Source organism: Streptomyces sp. NPDC005774, from assembly GCF_042871645.1.
In the GTDB taxonomy this organism is placed as follows: domain Bacteria; phylum Actinomycetota; class Actinomycetes; order Streptomycetales; family Streptomycetaceae; genus Streptomyces; species Streptomyces pratens.
This window is the reverse complement of sequence record NZ_JBIAIV010000002.1, coordinates 242,639-267,912: the sequence shown is the minus strand read 5'-3', so window position 1 is coordinate 267,912 and position 25,274 is coordinate 242,639. Positions and strand designations below refer to the sequence as shown.

Annotated in this window: 22 protein-coding genes and 1 tRNA gene; 13 read left to right on the top strand and 10 right to left on the bottom strand. The window is 67.0% G+C overall.

The features are described from left to right. Nucleotide 1 precedes the first annotated feature (1 nt). The 4 genes from sigM (at nucleotide 2) to trxA (ending at nucleotide 3,204) form a co-directional block, all read left to right on the top strand. On the top strand, nucleotides 2-727 hold the full coding sequence (gene sigM / locus ACFYQA_RS03440) for an RNA polymerase sigma factor SigM (RefSeq protein ID WP_388910884.1): 726 nt from the start codon (nucleotides 2-4) through the stop codon (nucleotides 725-727). Beyond that, on the top strand, nucleotides 724-1,668 hold the full coding sequence (locus ACFYQA_RS03435) for a hypothetical protein (RefSeq protein WP_388910881.1): 945 nt from the start codon (nucleotides 724-726) through the stop codon (nucleotides 1,666-1,668). The genes sigM and ACFYQA_RS03435 overlap by 4 nt, the downstream gene beginning before the upstream one ends. A 193-nt stretch (nucleotides 1,669-1,861) precedes the next feature. Beyond that, a complete protein-coding gene (gene trxB, locus ACFYQA_RS03430) occupies nucleotides 1,862-2,830 on the top strand; it encodes a thioredoxin-disulfide reductase (protein ID WP_388910879.1) in 969 nt (322 codons plus the stop codon). A gap of 41 nt (nucleotides 2,831-2,871) precedes the next feature. Further along, nucleotides 2,872-3,204 carry a thioredoxin gene (gene trxA / locus ACFYQA_RS03425; RefSeq protein WP_388910876.1) on the top strand — a complete coding sequence of 111 codons (333 nt, stop codon included), beginning with the start codon at nucleotides 2,872-2,874 and terminating at the stop codon, nucleotides 3,202-3,204. 162 nt (nucleotides 3,205-3,366) lie between these two features. On the opposite strand, the gene ACFYQA_RS03420 is transcribed toward trxA, so the two are convergent. The 9 genes from ACFYQA_RS03420 to rpmH form a co-directional block, all read right to left on the bottom strand. Then, the gene (locus ACFYQA_RS03420) at nucleotides 3,367-3,984 is read right to left on the bottom strand and encodes a GNAT family N-acetyltransferase (RefSeq protein ID WP_388910874.1); all 618 of its coding nucleotides are present in this window, start codon (nucleotides 3,982-3,984) and stop codon (nucleotides 3,367-3,369) included. A 327-nt stretch (nucleotides 3,985-4,311) separates the two neighbouring features. Continuing rightward, nucleotides 4,312-5,412 carry a ParB/RepB/Spo0J family partition protein gene (locus ACFYQA_RS03415; protein ID WP_388910872.1) on the bottom strand — a complete coding sequence of 367 codons (1,101 nt, stop codon included), beginning with the start codon at nucleotides 5,410-5,412 and terminating at the stop codon, nucleotides 4,312-4,314. Further along, entirely contained in the window at nucleotides 5,409-6,485 is a 1,077-nt protein-coding gene (locus ACFYQA_RS03410; protein WP_388911104.1) for a ParA family protein, read from the bottom strand. Before ACFYQA_RS03410 ends, ACFYQA_RS03415 begins: the two co-directional genes overlap by 4 nt. A gap of 344 nt (nucleotides 6,486-6,829) precedes the next feature. After that, nucleotides 6,830-7,549, bottom strand: coding sequence for a 16S rRNA (guanine(527)-N(7))-methyltransferase RsmG (gene rsmG / locus ACFYQA_RS03405; protein WP_388910869.1), 720 nt, complete (start codon nucleotides 7,547-7,549; stop codon nucleotides 6,830-6,832). 115 nt (nucleotides 7,550-7,664) lie between these two features. Next, nucleotides 7,665-8,177, bottom strand: a complete 513-nt coding sequence (locus ACFYQA_RS03400) for a R3H domain-containing nucleic acid-binding protein (RefSeq protein WP_055595877.1) — start codon at nucleotides 8,175-8,177, stop codon at nucleotides 7,665-7,667. 15 nt (nucleotides 8,178-8,192) lie between these two features. Then, nucleotides 8,193-9,464 (bottom strand): membrane protein insertase YidC, encoded by a 1,272-nt coding sequence (gene yidC, locus ACFYQA_RS03395; RefSeq protein ID WP_388910867.1) that lies wholly within the window; start codon nucleotides 9,462-9,464, stop codon nucleotides 8,193-8,195. Between the two features lie 3 nt (nucleotides 9,465-9,467). Then, entirely contained in the window at nucleotides 9,468-9,839 is a 372-nt protein-coding gene (gene yidD, locus ACFYQA_RS03390; protein ID WP_332429321.1) for a membrane protein insertion efficiency factor YidD, read from the bottom strand. Then, nucleotides 9,836-10,207 (bottom strand): ribonuclease P protein component, encoded by a 372-nt coding sequence (gene rnpA / locus ACFYQA_RS03385; protein ID WP_386394009.1) that lies wholly within the window; start codon nucleotides 10,205-10,207, stop codon nucleotides 9,836-9,838. Before rnpA ends, yidD begins: the two co-directional genes overlap by 4 nt. 21 nt (nucleotides 10,208-10,228) lie before the next feature. Next, a complete protein-coding gene (rpmH, locus tag ACFYQA_RS03380) occupies nucleotides 10,229-10,366 on the bottom strand; it encodes a 50S ribosomal protein L34 (protein ID WP_003949374.1) in 138 nt (45 codons plus the stop codon). A 380-nt stretch (nucleotides 10,367-10,746) separates the two neighbouring features. Here rpmH and dnaA point away from each other — a divergent pair, with 380 nt between their 5' ends. From dnaA to ACFYQA_RS03335, 9 genes are all read left to right on the top strand, one after another. Then, nucleotides 10,747-12,690, top strand: a complete 1,944-nt coding sequence (gene dnaA, locus ACFYQA_RS03375; RefSeq protein WP_388910863.1) for a chromosomal replication initiator protein DnaA — start codon at nucleotides 10,747-10,749, stop codon at nucleotides 12,688-12,690. Between the two features lie 1,196 nt (nucleotides 12,691-13,886). Next, the gene (gene dnaN, locus ACFYQA_RS03370) at nucleotides 13,887-15,017 is read left to right on the top strand and encodes a DNA polymerase III subunit beta (protein WP_055596610.1); all 1,131 of its coding nucleotides are present in this window, start codon (nucleotides 13,887-13,889) and stop codon (nucleotides 15,015-15,017) included. Nucleotides 15,018-15,313: 296 nt separating this feature from the next. Further along, nucleotides 15,314-16,189: a phosphogluconate dehydrogenase (NAD(+)-dependent, decarboxylating) gene (gene gnd, locus ACFYQA_RS03365; protein ID WP_388910859.1), complete on the top strand. Its 876-nt coding sequence runs from the start codon at nucleotides 15,314-15,316 to the stop codon at nucleotides 16,187-16,189. Nucleotides 16,190-16,315: 126 nt separating this feature from the next. Then, nucleotides 16,316-17,437, top strand: coding sequence for a DNA replication/repair protein RecF (gene recF, locus ACFYQA_RS03360; RefSeq protein ID WP_388910856.1), 1,122 nt, complete (start codon nucleotides 16,316-16,318; stop codon nucleotides 17,435-17,437). Continuing rightward, nucleotides 17,434-17,997, top strand: a complete 564-nt coding sequence (locus ACFYQA_RS03355) for a DUF721 domain-containing protein (RefSeq protein ID WP_388910853.1) — start codon at nucleotides 17,434-17,436, stop codon at nucleotides 17,995-17,997. The genes recF and ACFYQA_RS03355 overlap by 4 nt, the downstream gene beginning before the upstream one ends. 466 nt (nucleotides 17,998-18,463) lie before the next feature. After that, a complete protein-coding gene (gene gyrB / locus ACFYQA_RS03350) occupies nucleotides 18,464-20,524 on the top strand; it encodes a DNA topoisomerase (ATP-hydrolyzing) subunit B (RefSeq protein ID WP_388910850.1) in 2,061 nt (686 codons plus the stop codon). A 42-nt stretch (nucleotides 20,525-20,566) separates the two neighbouring features. Beyond that, nucleotides 20,567-23,158, top strand: a complete 2,592-nt coding sequence (gyrA, locus tag ACFYQA_RS03345) for a DNA gyrase subunit A (protein ID WP_388910847.1) — start codon at nucleotides 20,567-20,569, stop codon at nucleotides 23,156-23,158. Between the two features lie 18 nt (nucleotides 23,159-23,176). After that, nucleotides 23,177-23,923 carry a DUF3566 domain-containing protein gene (locus ACFYQA_RS03340; RefSeq protein WP_388910845.1) on the top strand — a complete coding sequence of 249 codons (747 nt, stop codon included), beginning with the start codon at nucleotides 23,177-23,179 and terminating at the stop codon, nucleotides 23,921-23,923. A gap of 121 nt (nucleotides 23,924-24,044) precedes the next feature. Beyond that, nucleotides 24,045-24,118 (top strand) — tRNA-Ile (locus ACFYQA_RS03335). Nucleotides 24,119-24,629: 511 nt separating this feature from the next. On the opposite strand, the gene ACFYQA_RS03330 is transcribed toward ACFYQA_RS03335, so the two are convergent. After that, nucleotides 24,630-25,007 carry a DUF6344 domain-containing protein gene (locus tag ACFYQA_RS03330; protein WP_388910843.1) on the bottom strand — a complete coding sequence of 126 codons (378 nt, stop codon included), beginning with the start codon at nucleotides 25,005-25,007 and terminating at the stop codon, nucleotides 24,630-24,632. Nucleotides 25,008-25,274 lie beyond the last annotated feature (267 nt).

Here is a 25,274-nt window from a genome sequence, read left to right as displayed (position 1 = left end):
GATGCCGGATGACACCACGCACCGCGACGCAAGCGATCAGGATCTCCTCACCCGTCATGTGGAGGGCGATCCCGAAGCCTTCGGTGAGCTGGTGCGCCGTCACCGGGAGCGGCTGTGGGCGGTCGCCCTGCGGACGCTGGGGGACCGCGAGGAGGCCGCTGACGCGGTTCAGGACGCTCTTCTCTCCGCCTACCGAGCCGCTCACACCTTCCGAGGCCAGTCGGCCGTCACAACATGGCTGCACCGGATCACGGTGAACGCCTGTCTGGACCGTGCGCGCAAGGCGGCATCCCGGAAGACCTCTCCTGTCGAGGACACGGAGCGCCTGGAGCAGCTGCTGGAGCCCCACGAGTCCGCTTCGGCTCCTGCAGAACGGAACGATCTGCACCGCCAGCTCATCGAAGCGATGGGGACGTTACCGCCCGATCAGCGGGCGGCACTCGTCCTCGTGGACATGCAGGGCTATCCGGTGGCCGAGGCCGCCCGCATCCTCGGCGTGCCCACCGGCACGGTGAAGAGCCGCTGCGCCCGGGGCAGAGCCAGACTCCTGCCCCTTCTGCATCACCTACGACCGGACGGCAGCGGTGACGGCAGGAAACGGGGCGAGGAACGGAACCGGACGCAGAGGACATCCGTCCCACCCGCAGCAGGACCGCGTCGAGTGGATCCGCCGGATACAGGACCGAGTGACCCAGCTGCAGTGAAGGGCGGAGGTGGGCGAGCGTGACCTCGACGACAGACATGACAGAGCACCCGGGCGTCGAGGAGATCTCCGACCTCACCGAAGGGCTTCTGCCGCCCGCCCGGGACACCGCTGTGCGCCGGCACCTGGACGAGTGCGAGCTCTGCGCGGACGTCCGTGTCTCACTGGAGGAGATCCGGGGACTGCTCGGCACCATGCCGGGGCCACCCCGCATGCCGACCGAGGTGGCGAGCCGTATCGACGCCGCGCTCGCCGCGGAAGCTCTGCTTCATGCCACAGCGCCGGAGCCCGGGGGCCCCGCAGAACCGGTCGACCCGGAACCCGCCGATGCTCCCCCTGCCCTGTCCGACGATGATCGCGCGCATGTTTCACGTGAAACATCGGTATCGCGTGAAGCACCAGCCTCCACGGGTCGCCCCGCTGGGCGCCCTCGGCCCTCTACGGCCGGCCCGGGGCGCAAGGGCCGCGTGCAGCGTGGACGCCGCAGGGCCGCAGTGCTGGGGACGGTGTTCACCGTCGCGGCTCTGGGGTTCGGCACCGTACTCCTCTCGTCCCAGAATGAGGGCACGGGGGACGGTCGTCAGACGGCTGCCACGGATACCTTCTCCGTGGGAGAGCTGGAGAAGCAGGTCTCCGATCTCCTCGCACAGAGCCGGGTGAAGAGCAACTCCTCCCGCAGCGCGCAGCCCTTCGGGCTGGAATCGGCATCCGGTACCGCTGCCAGCCCCAGGGTCCTCAAGGCCACGGTCCCGGAATGCGTCCGTGAGGGGATCGGCCGCGACGACGCCGCCCTCGCCACGGAGGAAGGCACCTATGAAGGGCGAGAGGCTCTCCTGGTGGTACTTCCCGACACCTCCGACGACACCCGGGTGACCGCCTACATCGTCGATGCCACCTGTGTCGCCGACCCCTCCTCCGCTTCCGCCGCGAAGGTGCTGCTGGAGCACGCCTACACACGCGACTGAGGGCCCCGCTTCGTCCGCATCCTGCGGTGGCATCTCGTACGGTGTGTATCTCCCTGCGCCTGCCCGAGGACCACGTCCGTGTACTCGGGCACAGCGGGAATGCCCGCCCCTTAGGATCCGTTGGGTGAGGTGAGAGTTCCGACAGAAACTCCCACCGGTCGGGTGACACAGACCAGAGACGAGGAATCAAGCTGTGAGCGACGTCCGTAACGTGATCATCATCGGTTCGGGGCCTGCCGGCTACACCGCGGCGCTCTACACCGCCCGTGCGTCGCTGAAGCCTCTGGTGTTCGAGGGCGCCGTCACCGCCGGTGGCGCGCTGATGAACACGACCGATGTCGAAAACTTCCCGGGCTTCCAGGACGGCATCATGGGCCCCGAGCTCATGGACAACATGCGTGCCCAGGCGGAGCGTTTTGGTGCCGAGCTCATTCCGGACGACGTGGTCTCCGTCGACCTGACCGGCGAGATCAAGACCGTCACGGACACAGCGGGCACGGTTCACCAGGCGAGGGCCGTCATCATCACCACCGGCTCGCAGCACCGCAAGCTCGGTCTGCCGAACGAGGATGCCCTCTCCGGCCGCGGTGTCTCCTGGTGTGCCACGTGTGACGGCTTCTTCTTCAAGGACCAGGACATCGCCGTGATCGGCGGCGGTGACACCGCGATGGAGGAGGCCACCTTCCTCTCGCGGTTCGCCAAGTCCGTCACGATTGTCCACCGCCGCGACACCCTGCGGGCTTCGAAGGCGATGCAGGAGCGCGCCATCGCCGACCCAAAGATCTCCTTCGTCTGGGACAGCGAGGTCGCCGAGGTGCAGGGTGACCAGAAGCTCTCGGGTCTGAAGCTGCGGAACGTCAAGACCGGCGAACTTTCGGACCTGGCGGTGACCGGTCTCTTCATCGCGATCGGTCACGACCCTCGTACGGAACTCTTCAAGAGCCAGCTGGAGCTGGACGACGAGGGCTACCTGAAGGTCCAGGCGCCGTCGACGCATACGAACCTCACCGGTGTGTTCGGTGCCGGTGACGTGGTCGACCACACCTACCGCCAGGCGATCACTGCGGCCGGTACGGGCTGTGCCGCTGCCCTCGACGCCGAGAGGTTCCTTGCCTCTCTCGCCGACGAGAAGAAGGCCGAGCCCGAGAAGACCGCCGTCTGACCCCCACCCGCCCCACGCACCAACCAGTTAAGGAGCCCGCCGTGGCCGGCACCCTGAAGAACGTGACGGACGATTCCTTCGACGAGGACGTCCTCAAGAGCGACAAGCCTGTCCTGGTGGACTTCTGGGCCGCCTGGTGCGGCCCGTGCCGTCAGATCGCCCCTTCCCTCGAGGCGATTGCCGCGGAGTACGGGGACAAGATCGAGGTCGTCAAGCTGAACATCGACGAGAATCCGGGTACGGCTACCAAGTACGGCGTCATGTCCATCCCGACCCTGAACGTCTACCAGGGTGGCGAGGTCGTCAAGACCATCCGTGGCGCCAAGCCGAAGGCCGGGATCATCCGCGACCTCGAGGACTTCATCGCTGAATGATTGCCGGCCTCCTCTCTGGCGGCGTGTGTTTCACGTGAAACACGAATGGGCCGACCCATGTGGGTCGGCCCATTCGCATGAGGTGCTCCGGACTCGCAGATACCGGCATCGTCGGCCCAGAGAATCAGGGCATCAACTCCGGGTGGATCAGCGTCACCCGGCTTAAAGAGGGCGCAATGCCGGCTCCTTCTGTACTGCTCCGAGCAGACGGTCCAATGCCATCTCGACGTCGTCCTTCCACGACAGCGTCGTCCGCAGTTCCAGTCTGAGCCGGGGATACGCAGGATGCTGACGGACCGTCTTGAATCCCACGGCCAGGAGATGATCAGAAGGCAGCACACAGGCCGGCGCCTTCCAACGCGCGTCGCCGAAGGCTTCGATCGCTTTGAACCCGCGCCGCAGCAGGTCCTTCGCCACCGTCTGTAGCATCACCCTCCCCAGCCCTTGACCCTGGTAGCCCGGCACGATGAACGCAGTCATCAACTGCACCGCATCGGGCGACACAGGACTCGTGGGAAAGGCTGTGGCACGCGGCACGTAGGCGGGCGGAGCGTAGAGAACGAAACCCACGGGGACGTCATCCACGTAGACGACTCTTCCGCACGACCCCCAGTCCAGGAGTACAGCGGAGATCCACGACTCCTTCTCAACCGCTGACGTACCCGCCTTTATCGCTGCCTCACCACTGACGGGATCAAGCTCCCAGAAGACACACGAACGACAGTTCTGGGGAAGGTCCTGAAGGTTGTCCAGCGTGAGTGGTACGAGCCGACGCCCCATGAAGCCTGTGCCTCGCTTCCTTCGCCTGCTGCCTCGCGGACTGCTTTCAGAGCATGCCGCTCCTTGAGCAGGCTGCCGACGAACCCACCGAAGACAGCGATCGCCAGCCCTGCTCTCACCAGTCCGATGCGGCTCATCATTCGCATGGCCCTGCCTTGCGCTCAGAGAATCAGAGGTACTGCCGGTGGATACATCTCGTATTTCCATTCATCGTATCCACGAAGCGATTCCATCGATACCGGCAAAAAGCAAAGGGCGGACCATATTCCGGCACATACCGGACACAATCCGCCCCTGGTCGGCTGTTCGGCTGAACGAGCCGATGCCTCAGGAATCGTCCTCTACAGCATCGTCGTCCACCAGGCTCTTCTGCAGAACCGGCCCTTCATCGGGAGCGAGCGTACCGAGGATGCGTTCGAGATCCTCCATGGAGGCGAACTCGACGGTGATCTTGCCCTTCTTCTGCCCCAGGTCGACCTTCACCCGCGTCTCGAAGCGATCCGAGAGGCGTGTGGCCAGATCGGACAGCGCCGGCGACACCAGTGCACCCGCACGCGGACCCTTGGACCGCGGCGCCTTCTGAGGACCGGACCCCATCAGCGTGACGATCTCCTCGACGGCGCGTACCGAGAGCCCTTCGGCCACGATCCGATGGGCCAGCCTGTCCTGTTCCTCTGAGTCCTCGACAGATAGCAGGGCCCGCGCATGTCCGGCGGAGAGTACTCCCGCAGCCACCCGGCTCTGGACCCTCGGCGAGAGCTTCAGCAGACGCAGGGTGTTGGACACCTGCGGACGGGAGCGGCCGATGCGGTCCGCCAGCTGATCGTGGGTGCAGTTGAAGTCCTTGAGTAGCTGGTCGTAGGCGGCTGCCTCTTCCAGTGGGTTCAACTGAGCCCGGTGCAGGTTCTCCAGAAGGGCGTCCAGAAGGAGTTTCTCGTCCTCCGTGGCCCGGACAATCGCAGGGATGGCCTCGAGCCCCGCCAGGCGGCAGGCCCGCCATCGACGCTCACCCATGATGAGCTCGTAGTGCGCCGGCCCGACCTGTCGTACGACAACGGGCTGGAGAAGGCCGACCTCCTTGATGGACGTGACAAGCTCTGCCAGTGCGTCCTCGTCGAAGACCGCGCGAGGCTGACGCGGGTTCGGCTTGATGGACTCGATGGGGATCTCAGCGAAATGCGCCCCCAGGGGAGGCATGGGAGTCTCCGCTGCACCTTGCGTCGAGAGTCCCTCTGTTTCACGTGGAACAGAGGACAGTGCGGCCAGCTTCGCGGCGGCCACCCCACGCTCGTTCGGCGCCACCGGCGGGCCGCCGGAAGACGCGGAAGCAGCGCCTCCCGTCATGGCCGGGGCGACCATTTTCTCTGTCGGGGCAGAAGGGATCAGTGCGCCGAGACCACGACCCAACCCTCTCCGTCGCTCACTCACTGGACGCCCTCCACCATGCTCGGATCGTTCTGCTGTGCGCCGATGTGCGCGTTCGATGCGTCATAGCTCACGCCTACACCCCTCAACGCGATCTCTCGTGCCGCCTCAAGGTAGGAGAGGGCACCGCTCGATCCAGGATCGTAGGTCAGTACCGTCTGCCCGTAGCTCGGCGCCTCCGAGATACGCACGGAACGGGGAATGCTCGTCCGCAGCACCTCCTCACCGAAGTGACTGCGGACCTCGTCCGCGACCTGGGACGCGAGCCGCGTCCGGCCGTCATACATGGTGAGCAGGATCGTCGAGACGTGCAGGGAGGGGTTGAGGTGACCCCGCACCAGATCGACGTTGCGGAGCAGCTGCCCCAGGCCTTCCAGCGCGTAGTACTCGCACTGAATCGGGATCAGAACCTCCTGACCTGCCACCATCGCATTGACTGTCAGCAAGCCGAGCGACGGGGGGCAGTCGATGAGAATGTAGTCCAGAGGCTGCTCGTAGGCTTGGATTGCACGCTGCAGCCGACTCTCCCGTGCCACCAGGGACACCAGCTCGATCTCCGCACCGGCAAGATCGATCGTGGCGGGGGCGCAGAAAAGACCCTCCACGTCGGGGACCGGCTGGACCACTTCCGCCAGCGGCCTGCTCTCGACCAGCACGTCATAGATGGAAGGGACTTCTGCGTGGTGGTCGATCCCCAGGGCCGTGGATGCGTTGCCCTGAGGGTCGAGGTCGATCACCAGGACCCGAGCGCCATGGAGCGCGAGTGATGCGGCAAGGTTGACGGTCGTCGTCGTCTTGCCCACGCCGCCCTTCTGGTTGGCCACCACCATGAGGCGTGTCTGCTCAGGCCGTGGCAGACCCTCGCCTGCGCGGCCCAGCGCGTCCACCGCCACCTGGGCAGTGCAACCGATGGGAGTGTCGTCCATCGGAGGCGGTGTTTCACGTGAAACATCCGCCCCCATCGATTCGGTACGGGGACCGGGGACCGGATCGGTCATCGGTCCCGCGATGTTGGCGTCGGACCGCAAGGATTCACTCTCCTCGACTTCAGGCTCGCAATGAACAGAGCCTCCCATGTCTTCGGGGTCGTGAACCAGCGAGGCCTTACGTTCTGTGGAGAAAGCCACCTCTGTGGACAACTCCGTACCCCCTGAGGGGGGTGAACTCTCGCCGGGAACAGGACCCTCTCCGAGTGAACCGAGAGGCTTACGGTCGCGGGGTTCGGCTGCGGCGCGACCGCGACTGATGATGCCGTGCAGCAGGGAGCGATGTTTCACGTGAAACACGATGCACAGCAGCCGGGCCCGCACTGCCGCGACACTCCGGCACGCTGAGGTTCGGCAGCTTGTGTGGAGTACGTCTGGCACCTCAGAGCGCATTCCTGCCTGTCAGCCGCTCTGCCACAGAATGCGCGAACCCCTTATCCGCGTCGGCGCCGTACACGTCCCGTGCGGGCGGCCTTCGCGCGCTTCGCCGCGAAGCGCACACCTCCGGGGCTTTCCCCGACCTCGACGCGCACGACTGTGGACATCGGATCCACCACGCCCTCACCTACATGCACGATCGACGTCGCTACTGCACCGAGCTTGTTCAGAGCAGCAGTCGCGCTCTTCAGCTCCTCCTCGGCCGCATCACCCTTGAGAGCGAGCATCTCTCCGTAGGGCCGCAGCAGGGGAACGCCCCATGTGGCGAGACGGTCGAGCGGCGCCACGGCCCGCGCGGTCACCACGTGGACCGGAGACAGTGTTCCCATGACCTCCTCGGCCCGCCCACGGACGACCGTCACATGGTCCAGGCCCAGCAGCTCCACGACTTCGGTCAAGAAGGTGGTACGCCGCAGCAGCGGTTCCAGCAACGTGATCTTGAGGTCCTCCCGGACCAGCGCCAAGGGGATACCCGGCAGGCCGGCACCCGAGCCGACATCGCACACCGTCACACCCTCGGGGACGACCTCCGAGAGCACTGCGCAGTTCAGCAGATGCCTCTCCCATAGCCGGGGCACCTCCCGTGGGCCAATCAGACCACGCTGCACGCCCGCCTCAGCAAGTAGCTCCGCGTAACGCACAGCGTCCGCGAAGCGATCACCGAACACCTCACGGGCCTGCTCGGGCGCGGGGGGGAGCTCCGCTGCCTCCGTCACGAGGGACCGTCCTTCCGTACCGTGCCGACCCGGCGGCCGACACCACAGAACTATCAGGCTGACAAAATTCGGCCCCGTCTGCGCAACAGACGGGGCCGGTGGAATGGGGAACCGTTCAGGCGGGAAGCACGACGACGAAGCGCTGCGGTTCCTCGCCCTCGGACTCACTGCTCAGACCGGCAGCCTTGACCGCGTCGTGCACGACCTTGCGCTCGAACGGCGTCATCGGGTCGAGCTTCACGGGCTCGCCGCTGCTCCTGGCCTCGGCAGCGGCCTTCGCACCGAGCTCGGACAGCTCGGCCCGCTTCTTGGCGCGGTAGCCCGCAATGTCGAGCATCAGTCGGCTGCGGTCACCGGTCTCGCGGTGTACGGCCAGGCGCGTGAGCTCCTGGAGCGCTTCGAGTACCTCGCCGTCACGGCCGACCAGCTTCTGCAGGTCACGGCCGGACGAGTCGCTGATGATCGAGACAGAGGCACGGTCTGCCTCGACGTCCATGTCGATGTCACCGTCGAGGTCGGCGATGTCGAGCAGACCCTCCAGGTAGTCCGCTGCGATCTCGCCTTCCTGCTCCAGGCGGGTCAGGGTGTCTGCGCCCTCGGCAGCGGCGGAGGTGGTGCCTTCCGTCACGGGATGGACTCCTTCTTACTTCTTGGACGGGGACTTGGGCCGCTGCGGACCCTTGCGCTGTCCGGACTGGGCCTTGCTGCGGGTACTTCCGCCGGGCTTCGCGTTGCCCTTCTTGGCAGCGGCGGCGGGCTTGACGTCGCCCTCGGGCTCCTCGGCCTTGGTCAGCGAGAGGGACTCGCCGGCCGCCTTCGCCGTACCACCCTGGCGCTGGGACTTGCTCTGCCGCTTGGGTTGCTGCCGCTTCGCGGCCTGGGCCGTCGTCGGGGAACCGTCCTCCGCCTGGGCGGCGGCCGTGGCATCGCCCTTGATCACCGCACCGTCGGCCTGGGCCGCGAGGCCCGCCTTGTTCAGACCGTTGATGAACTTGCGCTCGTACTCGTTACGATCCCGGCCCTTGGCCACGATGGCCTTGACGATGGCACGCTCACGACGGTTACGGGTCTTGCCGTGGTGGGTGACGTGCTTGGAGAAACGCTCCAGGTACGCGGCCTGCGCCTTGGAACCCGGCGTCGGGTTGTTGTGGATGACGTACATCTGCTGTCCCATGGTCCACACGTTGGTGGTCAACCAGTAGACGAGGACGCCGACAGGGAAGTTGATACCGAAGACGGCGAAGATGACGGGGAAGACGTACATCAGCATCTTCTGCTGCTGCATGAACGGCGTCTTCACCGTGGTGTCGACGTTCTTCGTCATCAGCTGGCGCTGCGTGTAGAACTGCGACAGCGACATCAGCACGATCATGAGCGCCGTGACGATGCGCACATCGGTCAGGGAGGCGTTGAGGGCCTCGACCTTGTCCGCATTGTCCGTGAACTTCGCCGCGAGCGGGGCACCGAAGATGTGCGCCTTCTGTGCGCTTTCCAGCAGACGCTCGTTGATCACGCCGACGGTGTCATTGGACGCGATGCTGTTGAGCACGTGGTACAGGGCGAAGAAGAACGGGGACTGCGCCAGGATGGGAAGGCACGAGGAGAGCGGGTTGGTACCCGCATCCTTGTACAGCTTCATCATCTCTTCGGACTGGCGCTGCTTGTCGTTCTTGTAGCGCTCCTGGATCTTCTTCATCTCCGGCTGGAGCGTCTGCATCGCGCGTGTCGCCTTGATCTGCTTCACGAAGAGCGGGATCAGGCAGATACGGATCAGGATCACCAGGGACACGATGGACAGGCCCCAGGCCCATCCGGTGTCAGGGCCGAAGATGGCCCCGTACACGCTGTGGAACTGGACGATGACCCAGGAGACAGGTGTCGTGATGAAGCTGAAGAGGCTGGCAATCGTGTCCACTAATCATGCTCCTTGGGCATGGGGCGAGGTCTCTGCGGCCGGGCTCGAAGAACTCGGAGTCTCGGGAGAGGTCCGTCCTTCGGTGGCCGGTTCGGCGGAGGCGGGCCCGCCCTTGCGTGCACGCCAGGCGTTACGCAGCATTTCGTGCCACCGCGGTCGCTTGCGCGGCGGGACATGGTCCACGCCGCCCAGCGACCACGGATTGCACCGCAGGATGCGCCAGGCCGTGAGTGCTGTGCCCTTGATGGCACCGTGCCGGTCGATGGCCGTGTAGCCGTAGTGGGAACACGACGGGTAGTACTTGCATACAGGTCCGAGCAGGGGACTGATCGTCCACTGGTAGAGCTTGATCAGAACCAGCAGCGGGTACTTCATCGCGTGCCCCCTCCCAGCAACCGCTGAAGAGCGGCGTCCAGGTCTTGGGCCAGTTGTGCATGGTCGGCGTCCCCCGCTCCGGGCAACGCTCGTACGACTACCAGGCTACCGGGGGGCAGCAGGGCGACTCGATCGCGCATCAGGTGGCGAAGTCTGCGCTTCACCTTGTTCCGCACGACCGCACCGCCCACCGCCTTGCTTACGACGAAACCCGCACGCGTCGGGGCAGCGTTCTCCCCAGACGCATGCGGGTCCGTGACACCGCTGCGTAGGTGTACGACGAGGTGCCGACGTCCGGCCCGGCGTCCCCGTCGTACCGCGGTCGCGAAGTCCTCGCGCAGCCTCAGCCGGTTCTCGGTGGGCAGCACGACGTCATGACCTGATCAGGATCAGGCGGACAGACGGGCGCGACCCTTGCCACGGCGGGACGCGAGAATCGCGCGGCCGGCACGGGTACGCATACGCAGCCGGAAGCCGTGGGTCTTGGCGCGACGACGGTTGTTCGGCTGGAAGGTGCGCTTGCTCACTCGGGGGCTCCAGAAAGAGTTCGTAGATTGCGGGGTGCCGTCCTGGCTGTCACCGTGCGCCCACGAGTAGCTCGCGTTACGCCCGAGTGCACCGCTGACCGATCAACTTGCGCGATCTGTGCCCATCGGAGGCAGGCGGCAGCAGCCATCGACAACTCGACCTCGTCACGGTACGCGCGGCCGCGCCATTCGGTCAAACCAGCCGTCGCCGGGAGACACTTGTCCACAGGCTGGGGACAACGACTTGAACCGTAGCGGCCGCCCTGACTACCGTGGCTGAACCCCGATTCGTTCCTTTGTCCCTCCAGCACCCCCTTTAGAACCCGACCCAACCCGTCCCTGAACCACTCGTTCGAGGGACCTGTGAGAGAGCGTGCCCTGTGGCTGACGTACCTGCCGATCTTGCCGCAGTGTGGCCACGCGTACTGGAACAGCTCCTCGGTGAGGGCCGGGGGCAGGGAGTGGAGGGGAAGGACGAACACTGGATCCGGCGCTGCCAGCCACTGGCACTGGTCGCCGACACCGCCCTGCTCGCCGTGCCGAACGAGTTCGCCAAGAACGTTCTCGAGGGCCGCCTGGCACCGGTCGTCAGCGAGAGCCTGAGCCGCGAGTGCGGGCGCCCCATCCGTATCGCCATCACCGTCGACGACTCCGCGGGAGAGCCTCCCGCCCCGCTCGCCCCCCGCCCTCAGCCACGCTACGAGGAACCCGAGCTCCCGCCGGCCCGACAGGACCGCCCCGAGCGCCCGGACAGGCAAGAGCGCCAGGAGCGCGAGCAGTACGAGAACTACGACAGCTACGAGGGCTACGGCCGGCGCCGTGCCGACCAGCATCCCGGACCGCCCGGCGACCAGCTCCCCACCGCCCGCCCTGCCTACCCCTCGGAGTACCAGCGCCCGGAGCCCGGCTCCTGGCCCCGTCCGGCACAGGACGAGTACAGCTGGCAACAGCAGCGCCTCGGCTTCCCGGACCGCGACCCGTACGCCTCGCCGTCCCAGGAAACGTATGGCCCCCAGGACGGTTACGGTGGCGCGCCCTCGCAGGACTACCGTCCGCAGCCGATGGAACGTCCCTCCTACGACCAGCAGCGCTCCGACTACGAGACATCACGCGCGAAGTACGACCGCGGCGACTACGACCAGCGCGACGCAGTCCGCCGCGAGCTGCCGGAGCCTCCCTCCGGCGCGGGTCACGTCCACCGTGGCGGCCCCGTCGGCCCGAACCTGCCCGCCAGCGGCGCGCCCGGCCCGCTGGCCGCACAGCCCGCGCCGGCGACCGGCCCCGGTGAGCCCACCGCGCGGCTGAACCCGAAGTACCTCTTCGACACCTTCGTCATCGGCGCCTCCAACCGCTTCGCGCACGCGGCGGCGGTGGCGGTGGCCGAGGCCCCCGCGAAGGCGTACAACCCCCTCTTCATCTACGGGGAGTCCGGACTCGGCAAGACGCACCTGCTGCACGCGATCGGGCACTACGCGCGCAGTCTCTATCCCGGCACCCGGGTGCGGTACGTGAGCTCGGAGGAGTTCACCAACGAGTTCATCAACTCCATCCGCGACGGCAAGGGCGACAGCTTCCGCAAGCGGTACCGGGAGATGGACATCCTGCTGGTCGACGACATCCAGTTCCTCGCGGACAAGGAGTCGACGCAGGAGGAGTTCTTCCACACCTTCAACACGCTGCACAACGCCAACAAGCAGATCGTGCTCTCCAGTGACCGGCCGCCCAAGCAACTGGTGACGCTGGAGGACCGACTGCGGAACCGTTTCGAGTGGGGTCTGATCACCGACGTCCAGCCGCCGGAGCTGGAGACGCGGATCGCGATCCTGCGCAAGAAGGCGGTGCAGGAACAGCTCAACGCCCCGCCGGAGGTGCTGGAGTTCATCGCCTCTCGGATCTCGCGGAACATCCGTGAGCTGGAGGGCGCGCTGATCAGGGTGACGGCCTTCGCCTCGCTCAACCGGCAGCCGGTGGACCTCGGGCTCTCCGAGGTCGTCCTGAAGGACCTGATGCCCGGCGGGGACGACTCCGCACCGGAGATCACCTCGACGGCCATCATGGGCGCGACCGCCGACTACTTCGGGCTCACGGTCGAGGACCTGTGCGGCACCTCGCGCGGACGCGCGCTGGTGACCGCGAGGCAGATCGCGATGTACCTGTGCCGCGAACTGACCGACCTGTCGCTGCCGAAGATCGGCGCACTGTTCGGCGGCCGCGACCATACGACGGTGATGCACGCGGACCGGAAGATCCGCAATCTGATGGCGGAACGGCGCTCCATCTACAACCAGGTCACCGAACTCACCAACCGCATCAAGGCAGGCTGAGGCCTCCCAGCGTCCGCACCAGGCAGGCACGCAGGGCTATCCACCCGCAACAAGGGCCCCCGGGTGCCAGGCCACCCGTCGCGGCCGCCAGGGGAGACCCGGTACCCCGCCCACAGCGTCCCTGCTCCTCGGCCGGGCTCGGCCCCCTCAGAACCGTCAGACACCCAGGAAGGGCGCCCTCGGACCACATCCGGGGGCGCCCTTCCTCGTACGCCCGCCGACTCACCGGCCCGCTCACCGGCCCGCTCACCGACAGAACCCGGAAAGGCCTTCGAGCGCCTTCTCGCGCCTCCAGGAGCCGCCGAGACCCACTGCTGCCCCCTCATCTGCCCCACATCTGCCCCACGTCGGTCCCCACGTCCGCCCTCAGGGCGGCCCCCGGCCCCCCGGTCATCCTCGAGGTCCTGTCCGCTGTTCCATTTCGGCACCGGGTTACGGCCTTCCTCCACAGATTCGGCAAGTTTTTCCCGTCCACATCCTGGGGACCGCGAAGTTGTCCCGATCCTGTCCACAGGGCCGCCCGATGGGGCACTATCGGGCCAGGTCAACCGGCTGTGGATTCGTGGACAAGCGATGTCCACAGCCTGTGGATAAAATAGTTATCCACAGGCTGTGGATAAAGTTTTCCACCGGCAACCCACAGGCAGAGGCCGGTTGTCCCCAGCGATCATGCGCTTCTCCACACGTCTGTCCACTGTTCGGCAACACGCTGCCTCCCCTCACTGGGTCGAGTGAAAGGCGTCACACCAAGGTGCCTAGGGGGCCTGTGGGAAAGACCGGAAAACCTGGGGACGAAGCTGGGGAGAACTCGGCCCACCCTGTGTACGGAGTGTGCAGAACTTTCTGTTCTCCACAGAAACCCCGAGTTGTCCACCGGCTCCGCCCACAGGGTCGGTGGACAAAATCTAGGCTCTGAGCTGGGAAAACGAGGTTATCCACGGTATCCACAGGCCCTACTACTACTCCCAACTAGAGAGAGTGAGGAATCCGTTTCGAAGAGGGTCCTGTGCACAACTCACCGCTTCTGCGCCGACTGCCCCCCGTCACGACTTGACCCCGAGGGGCACCTACTGTCAGTGCGGTGCGTCAGACTGTTCCCGGTGTCCTTGCGCCTCCCAGAGGCCGAGCACACCGAGTCAGATGACGAAGGCGAAGCAGGGCGCGAGAACGCCGGCAATAGCAGGAGGCGGCTTACGGTGAAGATCCGGGTGGAACGCGACGTACTCGCGGAGGCAGTGGCCTGGGCGGCACGCAGCCTCCCGGCCCGTCCGCCGGCGCCGGTCCTCGCAGGCCTGCTGCTGAAGGCCGAGTCGGGACAGCTGAGCCTGTCCAGCTTCGACTACGAGGTCTCCGCGCGGGTCTCGGTGGAGACGGAGGTCGAGGAGGAGGGCACGGTGCTCGTCTCGGGCCGGCTGCTCGCCGACATCTGCCGCGCTCTCCCCAACCGGCCGGTGGAGATTTCCACAGACGGTGTACGGGCGACGGTGGTCTGTGGCTCCTCACGGTTCACGCTCCACACCCTGCCGGTGGAGGAGTATCCGGCCCTGCCGCAGATGCCGAACGCGACGGGCACGGTGCCCGGTGAGGTCTTCGCGTCCGCCGTGCAGCAGGTCGCCATCGCGGCGGGCCGTGACGACACCCTGCCCGTCCTGACCGGTGTCCGCATCGAGATCGAGGGCGACACGGTGACGCTGGCCTCCACCGACCGCTACCGTTTCGCGGTCCGCGAGTTCCTGTGGAAGCCGGAGAACCCGGAGGCCTCGGCGGTCGCCCTGGTGCCCGCCAAGACGCTCCTGGACACCGCCAAGGCGCTGACCAGCGGCGACCAGGTGATCCTGGCGCTGTCCGGCTCGGGTGCGGGTGAGGGCTTGATCGGCTTCGAAGGCGCGGGCCGACGCACCACCACGCGGCTGCTGGAAGGTGACCTTCCGAAGTACCGCACGCTGTTCCCGACCGAGTTCAACAGCGTCGCCGTCATCGAGACCGCCCCCTTCGTGGAGGCCGTCAAGCGTGTGGCTCTGGTCGCCGAGCGCAACACCCCGGTGCGGCTGAGCTTCGAGCAGGGTGTGCTCATCCTGGAGGCCGGTTCCAGTGACGACGCACAGGCTGTGGAAAGGGTCGACGCCCAGTTGGAGGGAGACGACATCTCGATCGCCTTCAACCCCACGTTCCTGCTGGACGGCCTGAGCGCCATCGACTCTCCGGTGGCCCAGCTGTCGTTCACCACGTCCACCAAGCCCGCGCTGCTCAGCGGCAGGCCCGCGGTGGACGCAGAGGCGGACGACGCCTACAAGTATCTGATCATGCCGGTGCGGCTCAGCGGCTGACCTCGCCCTGCCCGACCTCGCCCCGCCTCTCCACGGCCGCCCGCACCGGTCCACAGGCGTGCACAGTCCTTCCGGGTCCGGGCGCCGGGCCGTGGGTCTGCCGGCTGGTGCCGGACCCGGAAGCGGCGGAAGACGGCTGGTCGGCCGGTGTCGGTGAAACCGCAGGTGGGGGCGTGCGCATGAGCGCGTATGCCCACAGATGTGCGTGAGCGCCCGGGTTTAGGGTCGGGTCGGTACGTAAGTGCCGCGGCACGCTCGTGCCGCCACGCCACGTCGCAACCTAAGGAACACAACTGATGGAGCTCGGTCTCGTCGGCCTCGGCAAGATGGGCGGCAACATGCGCGAGCGGATTCGCCGCGCGGGCCACACCGTTCTCGGATATGACCGCAATCCGGACCTCGCCGATGTCCACAGCCTGGAAGAGCTTGTGGGCAAGCTCAAGGGCCCGCGCGTGGTCTGGGTGATGGTCCCGGCGGGCGAGGCCACCCAGTCGACCATCGACGAACTCGCTGTGCTGCTGCAGCCCGGCGACGTCGTGGTGGACGGCGGCAACTCCCGCTGGACGGACGACGAGAAGCACGCCGAGGAGCTGGCGGCCAAGGGCATAGGCTTCGTCGACTGTGGGGTCTCCGGCGGCGTCTGGGGCCTGGAGAACGGCTACGCGCTGATGTACGGCGGTGACAAGGAGCACGTCGCCAAGGTGCAGCCGGTCTTCGACGCCCTGAAGCCGGAGGGCGACTTCGGCTCGGTGCACGCCGGCAAGGCCGGTGCCGGCCACTTCGCCAAGATGGTTCACAACGGCATCGAGTACGCGATGATGCAGGCCTATGCCGAGGGCTGGGAGCTCCTGGAGAAGGTCGACTCGGTGACCGATGTCCGGGAGGTCTTCCGTTCCTGGCAGGAGGGCACGGTCATCCGCTCCTGGCTGCTCGACCTCGCGGTGAACGCGCTGCACGAGGACGAGCATCTGGAGGGCCTGCGGGGGTACGCGCAGGACTCTGGTGAGGGACGCTGGACCGTGGAGGCCGCGATCGACAACGCGGTCCCGCTGCCGGCGATCACCGCGTCGTTGTTCGCGCGGTTCTCCTCCCGTCAGGAGGACTCGCCGCAGATGAAGATGGTCGCGGCGCTGCGCAACCAGTTCGGCGGCCACGCGGTCGAGAAGAAGTAATCCACGGAGAAGTACTCCACGAAGCAGCTGGAGCGGCCACCGCCTGAGCAGTCGGGGCAGTTCCGGGGCTGCAGTCCATCGGGCCGCACGACGGTCCACAACGCCAGGGGAGGTCGGCGAACGACCATGCACGTCACGCATCTGTCGCTGGCCGATTTCCGGTCCTACCCCCGGGTCGAGGTCCCTCTCGACCCGGGGGTCACGGCCTTCGTCGGCCCCAATGGGCAGGGCAAGACGAATCTTGTCGAGGCGGTCGGTTATCTCGCCACTCTCGGCAGTCACCGTGTCTCCTCCGACACTCCGCTGGTCCGCATGGGTGCCGACCGCGCGATCGTCCGGGCCCAGGTCCGCCAGGGCGAGCGGCAGCAGCTCGTCGAGCTGGAACTGAACCCGGGCCGCGCCAACCGCGCCCGGATCAACAGGTCCTCGCAGGTCAGGCCCCGGGACGTGCTGGGGATCGTCCGTACTGTCCTGTTCGCGCCCGAGGACCTTGCCCTGGTCAAGGGTGATCCCGGCGAGCGGCGCCGGTTCCTGGACGAGTTGATCACCGCCCGCTCCCCGCGCATGGCCGGTGTCCGCTCCGACTACGACCGTGTTCTCAAGCAGCGCAACACGCTGCTGAAGTCTGCCGCGCTGGCCCGCCGCCACGGCGGACGCACCATGGACCTGTCCACCCTCGACGTCTGGGACCAGCACCTCGCGCGTGTGGGTGCCGAACTGCTGGCCCAGCGACTGGACCTGATCGCCGCGATCCAGCCACTCGCCGACAAGGCGTACGAACAGCTCGCGCCGGGCGGCGGCCCCGTCGCCCTGGAGTACAAGCCGTCCGCACCCGGTGAGGCGCACACGCGTGAGGACCTGTTCGAGCAGTTGTCGGCCGCGCTCGCCGAGGCGCGCAAGCAGGAGGTCGAGCGGGGCGTCACCCTGGTCGGCCCGCACCGCGACGATCTGCTGCTCAATCTCGGCCGGCTGCCGGCCAAGGGTTATGCCTCCCACGGCGAGTCCTGGTCCTACGCGCTGGCACTGCGCCTGGCCTCCTACGACCTGCTGCGCGCCGAGGGCAATGAGCCGGTGCTGGTCCTCGACGACGTCTTTGCCGAGTTGGACGCCCGCCGTCGTGAGCGCCTTGCCGAACTGGTCGCGCCCGGCGAGCAGGTGCTGGTGACCGCGGCGGTCGATGACGACGTCCCCCATGCGCTGTCGGGGACGCGGTTCGCGGTGGCCGAGGGGAGGGTGGAACGGGTATGAGCGAGCCGGGCAGGCCCGACGGAACTCCCGGAGACCCTGGAGATCCGCGGAAGGCGACCCCTGAGCCCTCGGGCGTCGACCTCGCGCGCGTGGCGTTGCGCGCGGCCAAGGAGGCCGCACGCGCGCGGGGGGACGTGGCGCAGCAGAAGAAGCAGGCGCGGCGCGGTGGCCTGCGCTCGGGCGCGCGCGGGGACCGGCGCGATCCCATGGCGCTCGGCGCGGCGATCAACCGGTTGCTCACCGAACGCGGCTGGGAGGCCCCGGCCGCGGTGGGCGGTGTGATGGGGCGCTGGCCCGAGATCGTCGGTGAGGACGTGGCCAAGCACTGTGAGCCGGAGCGTTACGACGAGGACGAGCGGGTGCTGGTCGTGCGCTGTGACTCCACCGCGTGGGCGACGAATCTGCGGTTGCTCGCCCCGACTCTGGTCGCCCGGCTGAACGAGGACCTGGGCCACGGCACCGTGAAGCTGATCAAGGTCAACGGACCGGGTGGCCCGGTCCGCCGTTACGGCCCGCTGCGCGCTCCCGGAAGTACTGGCCCCGGCGACACGTACGGGTGATCCAGGCCCTTCCGATCCATGTTCCGGGCCCTGTAGCGGGCCCTGTAGCGGGTCTTCCACAAGAGGGTGACTGACGTCACACCGAGGGCTTCCGGGGGTGTGTTCGGTCCGTCGGCACCCCTTTCGGCGTACCCCTGGGCGGGGTGCCGGATTACCACCTGACTCGTAAGTAGCAAAGGGTGGACGGCCGGAAGCGCTAGGTGCCCTCGTGAGCCTCTTGGAGCCCCCATCCGTATATCGGGAGTCGGGCGAGACCGGTTGAGGGCGGCACATGCGGACTCAGGCACCGGCAAACCCCCATCGATGTCCGAGCTACCGGTAGACTGGAAGCAATCCCGCCCCGATCGTGGGGACCGCCCGGGAAAAGCTGAGCAACGCTGATCAAGGCTTATCAACGCAACATGCCGCAGCCGCTCCGGCAACCCGCCGCCGAGCCAGGCTCGTGGTGTGCCAGAAAGGGCGCTTCGTGGCCGATTCCGGCAACCCCAACGAGAACATCCCGTCCACCGACACCGGCGAGAAGAACGAGGCGGCCGCCCTCAACGGCGAGATCACCGCTTCGTACGACGCCAGTGCCATCACCGTCCTCGAGGGTCTGGACGCGGTCCGCAAGCGACCCGGTATGTACATCGGTTCGACCGGTGAACGAGGGCTGCACCACTTGGTGCAGGAGGTCGTCGACAACTCCGTCGACGAGGCGCTGGCCGGGCACGCGGACACGATCGATGTGACGATCCTGGCCGACGGCGGTGTCCGGGTCGTCGACAACGGCCGGGGCATCCCGGTGGGGATCGTCCCCTCGGAGAACAAGCCGGCCGTCGAGGTCGTGCTGACCGTGCTGCACGCGGGCGGCAAGTTCGGCGGCGGCGGATACGCGGTCTCCGGCGGCCTGCACGGCGTCGGTGTCTCCGTGGTGAACGCCCTGTCGAGCAGGATCTCCGTCGAGATCAAGCGCGACGGCCACCGCTGGACGCAGGACTACAAGATGGGTGTCCCCACGGCCCCGCTGGTCCAGCAGGAGGCCACGGACGAGACCGGGACCACGGTCACCTTCTGGGCCGACGCGGACATCTTCGAGACCACCGATTACTCCTTCGAGACGCTGTCGCGGCGTTTCCAGGAGATGGCGTTCCTCAACAAGGGCCTGCGGATCAACCTCGCCGACGAGCGGGAGTCGGCGAAGGCCACCGCCGGGGCGGACGAGGCGGGCGAGGACGAGAAGCACGAGGTCAAGGCCGTCTCGTACCACTACGAGGGCGGCATCGTCGACTTCGTGAAGTACCTCAACTCCCGCAAGGGCGACGTGGTGCACCCCACTGTGATCGACCTCGAGGCCGAGGACAAGGAGAAGCTCCTGTCCCTCGAGGTCGCCATGCAGTGGAACAGCGGCTACACCGAAGGCGTCTACTCCTTCGCCAACATCATCCACACCCATGAGGGCGGTACGCACGAAGAGGGCTTCCGCGCGGCGATGACCTCGCTCATCAACAAGTACGCGCGTGACAAGAAGCTGCTGCGGGAGAAGGACGACAACCTCACGGGCGACGACATCCGCGAGGGTCTGACGGCGATCATCTCGGTCAAGCTGAGCGAGCCCCAGTTCGAGGGCCAGACCAAGACCAAGCTCGGCAACACCGAGGTGAAGACCTTCGTCCAGAAGGTCATCTACGAGCACCTCGCCGACTGGCTGGACCGCAACCCCAACGAAGCCGCGGACATCATCCGCAAGGGCATGGCGGCGGCCACCGCGCGTGTGGCGGCCCGCAAGGCCCGCGATCTGACCCGCCGCAAGGGTCTGCTGGAGTCGGCGTCCCTGCCGGGCAAGCTCTCGGACTGCCAGTCGAACGACCCCACCAAGTGCGAGATCTTCATCGTCGAGGGTGACTCCGCCGGCGGCTCGGCCAAGTCCGGCCGGAACCCGCAGTACCAGGCGATCCTCCCGATCCGGGGCAAGATCCTCAACGTCGAGAAGGCGCGCATCGACCGGATCCTGCAGAACCAGGAGATCCAGGCGATGATCTCCGCGTTCGGCACCGGTGTGCACGAGGACTTCGACATCGAGAAGCTCCGCTATCACAAGATCATCTTGATGGCGGACGCCGACGTCGACGGCCAGCACATCAACACCCTGCTGCTGACGTTCCTGTTCCGCTTCATGCGGCCGCTGGTCGAGGCTGGGCACGTGTTCCTCTCCCGTCCCCCGCTCTACAAGATCAAGTGGGGCCGGGAGGACTTCGAGTACGCGTACTCCGACCGCGAGCGCGACGCGCTGATCGAGCTGGGCCGTCAGGCCGGCAAGCGCATCCGTGAGGACTCCGTCCAGCGCTTCAAGGGCCTCGGCGAGATGAACGCCGAGGAACTGCGCATCACCACGATGGACCAGGAGCACCGTGTCCTCGGCCAGGTCACCCTGGACGACGCCGCGCAGGCCGACGACCTGTTCTCCGTCCTCATGGGCGAGGACGTGGAGGCGCGCCGCCAGTTCATCCAGCGCAATGCCAAGGATGTCCGCTTCCTCGACATCTGAGTCGGTCTCAGCTGACCGCACCAGGAAGGATCTTCACCAGCAATGACCGACGAGAACACTCCCGTCATGTCCGAAGAGAACGGCATCGTCATGCGTGTCGAGCCCGTCGGGCTCGAGACGGAGATGCAGCGTTCGTACCTCGACTACGCGATGTCCGTCATCGTCTCGCGTGCGCTGCCGGACGTCCGTGACGGGCTCAAGCCCGTCCACCGCCGCGTGCTGTACGCCATGTACGACGGCGGCTACCGGCCCGAGCGCGGCTTCTACAAGTGCGCGCGTGTGGTCGGCGACGTCATGGGCAACTACCACCCGCACGGCGACTCCTCGATCTACGACGCGTTGGTCCGCCTTGCGCAGCCGTGGTCGATGCGGATGCCGCTGGTGGACTCCAACGGCAACTTCGGTTCCCCGGGCAACGACCCCGCGGCGGCCATGCGGTACACCGAGTGCAAGATGGCGCCGCTGTCGATGGAGATGGTCCGCGACATCGACGAGGAGACCGTCGACTTCAAGGACAACTACGACGGCCGCTCCCAGGAGCCGACCGTCCTGCCGGCCCGCTTCCCGAACCTGCTGATCAACGGATCGGCCGGTATCGCGGTCGGCATGGCGACCAACATCCCGCCGCACAACCTGCGCGAGGTCGCGGCCGGCGCCCAGTGGTACCTGGAGCACCACGAGGCGTCGAACGAGGAGCTGCTCGACGCGCTCATCGAGCGCATCAAGGCCCCCGACTTCCCGACCGGCGCCCTGGTGGTGGGCCGCAGTGGCATCGAGGAGGCGTATCGGACGGGCCGCGGCTCGATCACGATGCGCGCGGTGGTCGAGGTCGAGGAGATCCAGAACCGGCAGTGCCTGGTGGTCACCGAGCTGCCGTACCAGACCAACCCCGACAACCTCGCGCAGAAGATCGCCGACCTGGTGAAGGACGGCAAGGTCGGCGGTATCGCGGACGTCCGTGACGAGACGTCGTCCCGCACCGGCCAGCGCCTGGTCATCGTGCTCAAGCGGGACGCGGTCGCCAAGGTCGTCCTGAACAACCTCTACAAGCACACCGACCTGCAGACCAACTTCGGCGCCAACATGCTGGCGCTGGTCGACGGCGTGCCGCGCACGCTCTCCCTGGACGCGTTCATCCGCCACTGGGTGAACCACCAGATCGAGGTCATCGTCCGCCGTACGCGCTTCAGGCTGCGCAAGGCCGAGGAGCGCGCGCACATCCTGCGTGGTCTGCTGAAGGCACTGGACGCCATCGACGAGGTCATCGCGCTGATCCGGCGCAGCGACACCGTCGAGATCGCGCGCGGGGGCCTGATGGGCCTCCTGGAGATCGACGAGATCCAGGCCAACGCGATCCTGGAGATGCAGCTCCGCCGGCTGGCGGCGCTGGAACGCCAGAAGATCGTCCAGGAGCACGACGAACTTCAGACGAAGATCAACGAGTACAACGAGATCCTCGCCTCCCCGGTCCGCCAGCGCGGGATCGTCAGCGCGGAACTGACCGCGCTCGTCGAGAAGTACGGGGACGACCGCAAGACGAAGCTGATCCCCTATGAGGGCGACATGTCCATCGAGGACCTGATCGCCGAGGAGGACATCGTCGTCACGGTCACGCGCGGTGGCTACATCAAGCGCACCAAGGCCGACGACTACCGGGCCCAGAAGCGTGGCGGCAAGGGTGTACGGGGCGCGAAGCTCAAGGAAGACGACATCGTCAACCACTTCTTCGTGTCCACCACGCACCACTGGCTGCTGTTCTTCACCAACAAGGGCCGGGTCTACCGGGTGAAGGCGTACGAGCTGCCCGACGCCGGCCGGGACGCGCGTGGACAGCACGTGGCGAACCTGCTGGCCTTCCAGCCGGACGAGGCGATCGCCCAGATCCTCGCGATCCGCGACTACGAGGCGGCGCCCTACCTGGTTCTTGCCACCAAGGCCGGCCTGGTGAAGAAGACGTCGCTGAAGGATTACGATTCGCCGCGTGCGGGCGGTGTGATCGCGATCAACCTGCGGGAGCAGGAGGATGGTGTCGACGACGAACTGATCGGGGCCGAACTTGTCTCGCCAGAAGATGATCTACTACTGATCAGCAAGAAGGCGCAGTCGATCAGATTCACCGCGACGGACGAGACTTTGCGGCCCATGGGCCGTGCGACTTCAGGCGTAAAGGGCATGAGTTTCCGCGAAGGGGACGAACTGCTCTCGATGAATGTTGTTCGACCCGGTACGTTCGTGTTCACTGCTACAGACGGCGGTTACGCGAAGCGGACCGCTGTCGACGAGTACCGCGTCCAGGGTCGCGGCGGCCTAGGTATCAAGGCCGCCAAGATCGTCGAGGATCGTGGAACCCTCGTCGGCGCGCTGGTGGTCGAGGAGACCGACGAAATCCTCGCCATCACGCTGTCGGGCGGTGTGATTCGTACGCGAGTCAGCGGGGTCAGGGAGACGGGCCGTGACACCATGGGCGTCCAACTGATCAATCTGGGCAAGCGCGATGCCGTGGTCGGCATCGCCCGTAACGCCGAGGCGGGACGCGAAGCGGAAGAAGTCGACGGCGACGTGGCCGTGGACGAGACCGATGAAGGTGCCGTGACCACCGGCACGGACGAGGGTGAGGCGCCCTCGTCCGAGTAGCACGAGGAGTGAGTCAGCGTGAGCGGAGCCACGGGCGCCGAACCGACCGGTACCAGTACGGGCACGGACGGCGGTGGCCGTGGCTCTGCCGCGCGGGCGACAGATCCGCACACGACCAACCTGAAAGCGATCAAGTCGCCCGGCAAGGACTCGCCTTCGTCCGACAGACATGGATCCCAGGGGGGAACTGTGACGGACACCCGAGGCCAGCAGCAGAGCACGCCCGGACAGGGCGCCGCTGCTCACACGGCCTCACCGCTGCCGGGGGAACGGCAGCCGCAACAGCAGGCGGGGCCGTACCACCCGCCGCAGGCCTACACCGCGCAGGACGGTACAGCAGGTGGCCAGGCCGGCGCGGTACGCCGCCCGCGCACCGGGGCGCGCACCATACCGCGCGTGCGCAAGGCGCGCCTGCGAGTGGCCAAGGCCGACCCCTGGTCGGTGATGAAGGTCAGCTTCCTGCTCTCCATCGCCCTGGGCATCTGCACGATCGTCGCGTCGGCGGTGCTGTGGATGGTCATGGACGCGATGGGTGTCTTCTCCACCGTCGGTGGCACGATCTCCGAGGCGACCGGCTCCAACGAGTCGAACGGATTCGACCTCCAGTCGTTCCTGTCGCTGCCCAACGTGCTGCTGTTCACGACGATCATCGCGGTCGTCGACGTCGTCCTGGCGACAGCCCTGGCGACCCTCGGCGCGTTCATCTACAACCTCTCCGCGGGCTTCGTGGGGGGCGTCGAGCTGACGCTGGCCGAGGACGAGTGAGTGGCGCCCAGCGCTTTCCCGGCCTGCTCCTACCGCCCTCCGACAACCGATTTTGGGACTGCCCCGGTCGTGCGCTAATCTTCAGGAGTCAGCGCGCGGGACATGTACCGCAGAGCGCGGCGGGGCTATAGCTCAGTTGGTTAGAGCGCATCCCTGATAAGGATGAGGCCACAGGTTCAAATCCTGTTAGCCCCACATCACTGCGAGACCCCCGGTCGATACGGCCGGGGGTTTTCGGTGTCTCCGAGGGCTTCCGCGCGCGGTGCGGTGTGTGGTGTGCCGTGTCTGGTGTGCGGTGTGGCCGGCGGAGCTCACTCGGGGGTGGGGTGGGGCGAGGCGTCTGCGGCCTGCACCGGGCGGCGTGGGGTGGCCGATGTGGTTGTGGTGGCCCTGTTCCGCCTGGACTCGTTTCCATCGTTCTGTCGTCCCGTCCCGCCGCGTCCCGTCCCGTCGTGGGGCGTGGCCTGGACGCCCTTCCTTCGCTCCCTTCGCCGCTGTGGCAGGGGCCCGGGGTGTGCACGTGCCCCTTGGACCCTGATGAGCCGGTGGGTGGGGACGTGGAGGTGGGCGCATGGGGAAGCCCGGCAGCTCGTGTTCGAGCTGCCGGGCTGTTTTCGCGTGCCGTTGGGGCTGTACGCGAGTTCGCCGGGACTTCGGGGAGCCGGAACGGCACGGAAGGGGTGCTGCGGGTGTGGGGCTCCGGGCCTCAGCGCTGGAGCGGGACGCTGCCTCTGAGGGGTTCCGTCGGGGGCGGGGTGTCGTCGTCGGAGCAGGGCGTGGAGGTGGCCGGATCAGGGGCCGGGGCCGGGTTCGCGAGCGAGCGGTGGCGGCAGCCGGGGGATGCGCCGTGGGCCTCCGCGCGGATGCGCTGTTTCATCGTGGGGGGCAGGGCCCTCGCATGGGACCAGGGCCGGACGGACGTCGCCGGCGCCGTCACGTCCGGGGCGCGCTCGCTGTTGCGCGTCGTCTCGGTCCGGGGTACGGCCGCGGAGGCGGTCGTGGTGATGAATCCGAGCGCCGTGCACAGCGCGAGGAAGGCGGTGATGATGGCGGTCCACAGCTTCATGACCTTGTTCCGGGCCATGGCCCCTCACTTTCGGGTCGGGCGATTTGCGTACTTTCCTCATGATGTGTATGCGGGCCGCGAAGTGGTGGACCTGCGTACGTGGCGCGTCGATGTTCAGATGAACACCACTCGGATGGGCGCAAGAGGGGCGAAAAGCGGAAGTTCATGGAGGGAGGTGGCTGAAATCACCGACCGTGTGGGGGTGATCACCCTCCGGCCCGGCCACTGTTTCCTGCTTCTACTGCGCAGTTCAGGAGGGGAGTTGACGGGCCGACGCAGGTCACC

Bases quoted from the DNA above. Each gene is read 5' to 3' on its own strand.
- ACFYQA_RS03330 (WP_388910843.1), bottom strand. From the start codon at position 25,007: ATGGCCCGGAACAAGGTCATGAAGCTGTGGACCGCCATCATCACCGCC.
- sigM (WP_388910884.1), top strand. From the start codon at position 2: ATGCCGGATGACACCACGCACCGCGACGCAAGCGATCAGGATCTCCTC.
- recF (WP_388910856.1), top strand. From the start codon at position 16,316: ATGCACGTCACGCATCTGTCGCTGGCCGATTTCCGGTCCTACCCCCGG.
- gnd (WP_388910859.1), top strand. From the start codon at position 15,314: ATGGAGCTCGGTCTCGTCGGCCTCGGCAAGATGGGCGGCAACATGCGC.
- ACFYQA_RS03410 (WP_388911104.1), bottom strand. From the start codon at position 6,485: ATGGGAGGCTCTGTTCATTGCGAGCCTGAAGTCGAGGAGAGTGAATCC.
- yidD (WP_332429321.1), bottom strand. From the start codon at position 9,839: ATGAAGTACCCGCTGCTGGTTCTGATCAAGCTCTACCAGTGGACGATC.
- gyrA (WP_388910847.1), top strand. From the start codon at position 20,567: ATGACCGACGAGAACACTCCCGTCATGTCCGAAGAGAACGGCATCGTC.
- ACFYQA_RS03420 (WP_388910874.1), bottom strand. From the start codon at position 3,984: ATGGGGCGTCGGCTCGTACCACTCACGCTGGACAACCTTCAGGACCTT.
- ACFYQA_RS03355 (WP_388910853.1), top strand. From the start codon at position 17,434: ATGAGCGAGCCGGGCAGGCCCGACGGAACTCCCGGAGACCCTGGAGAT.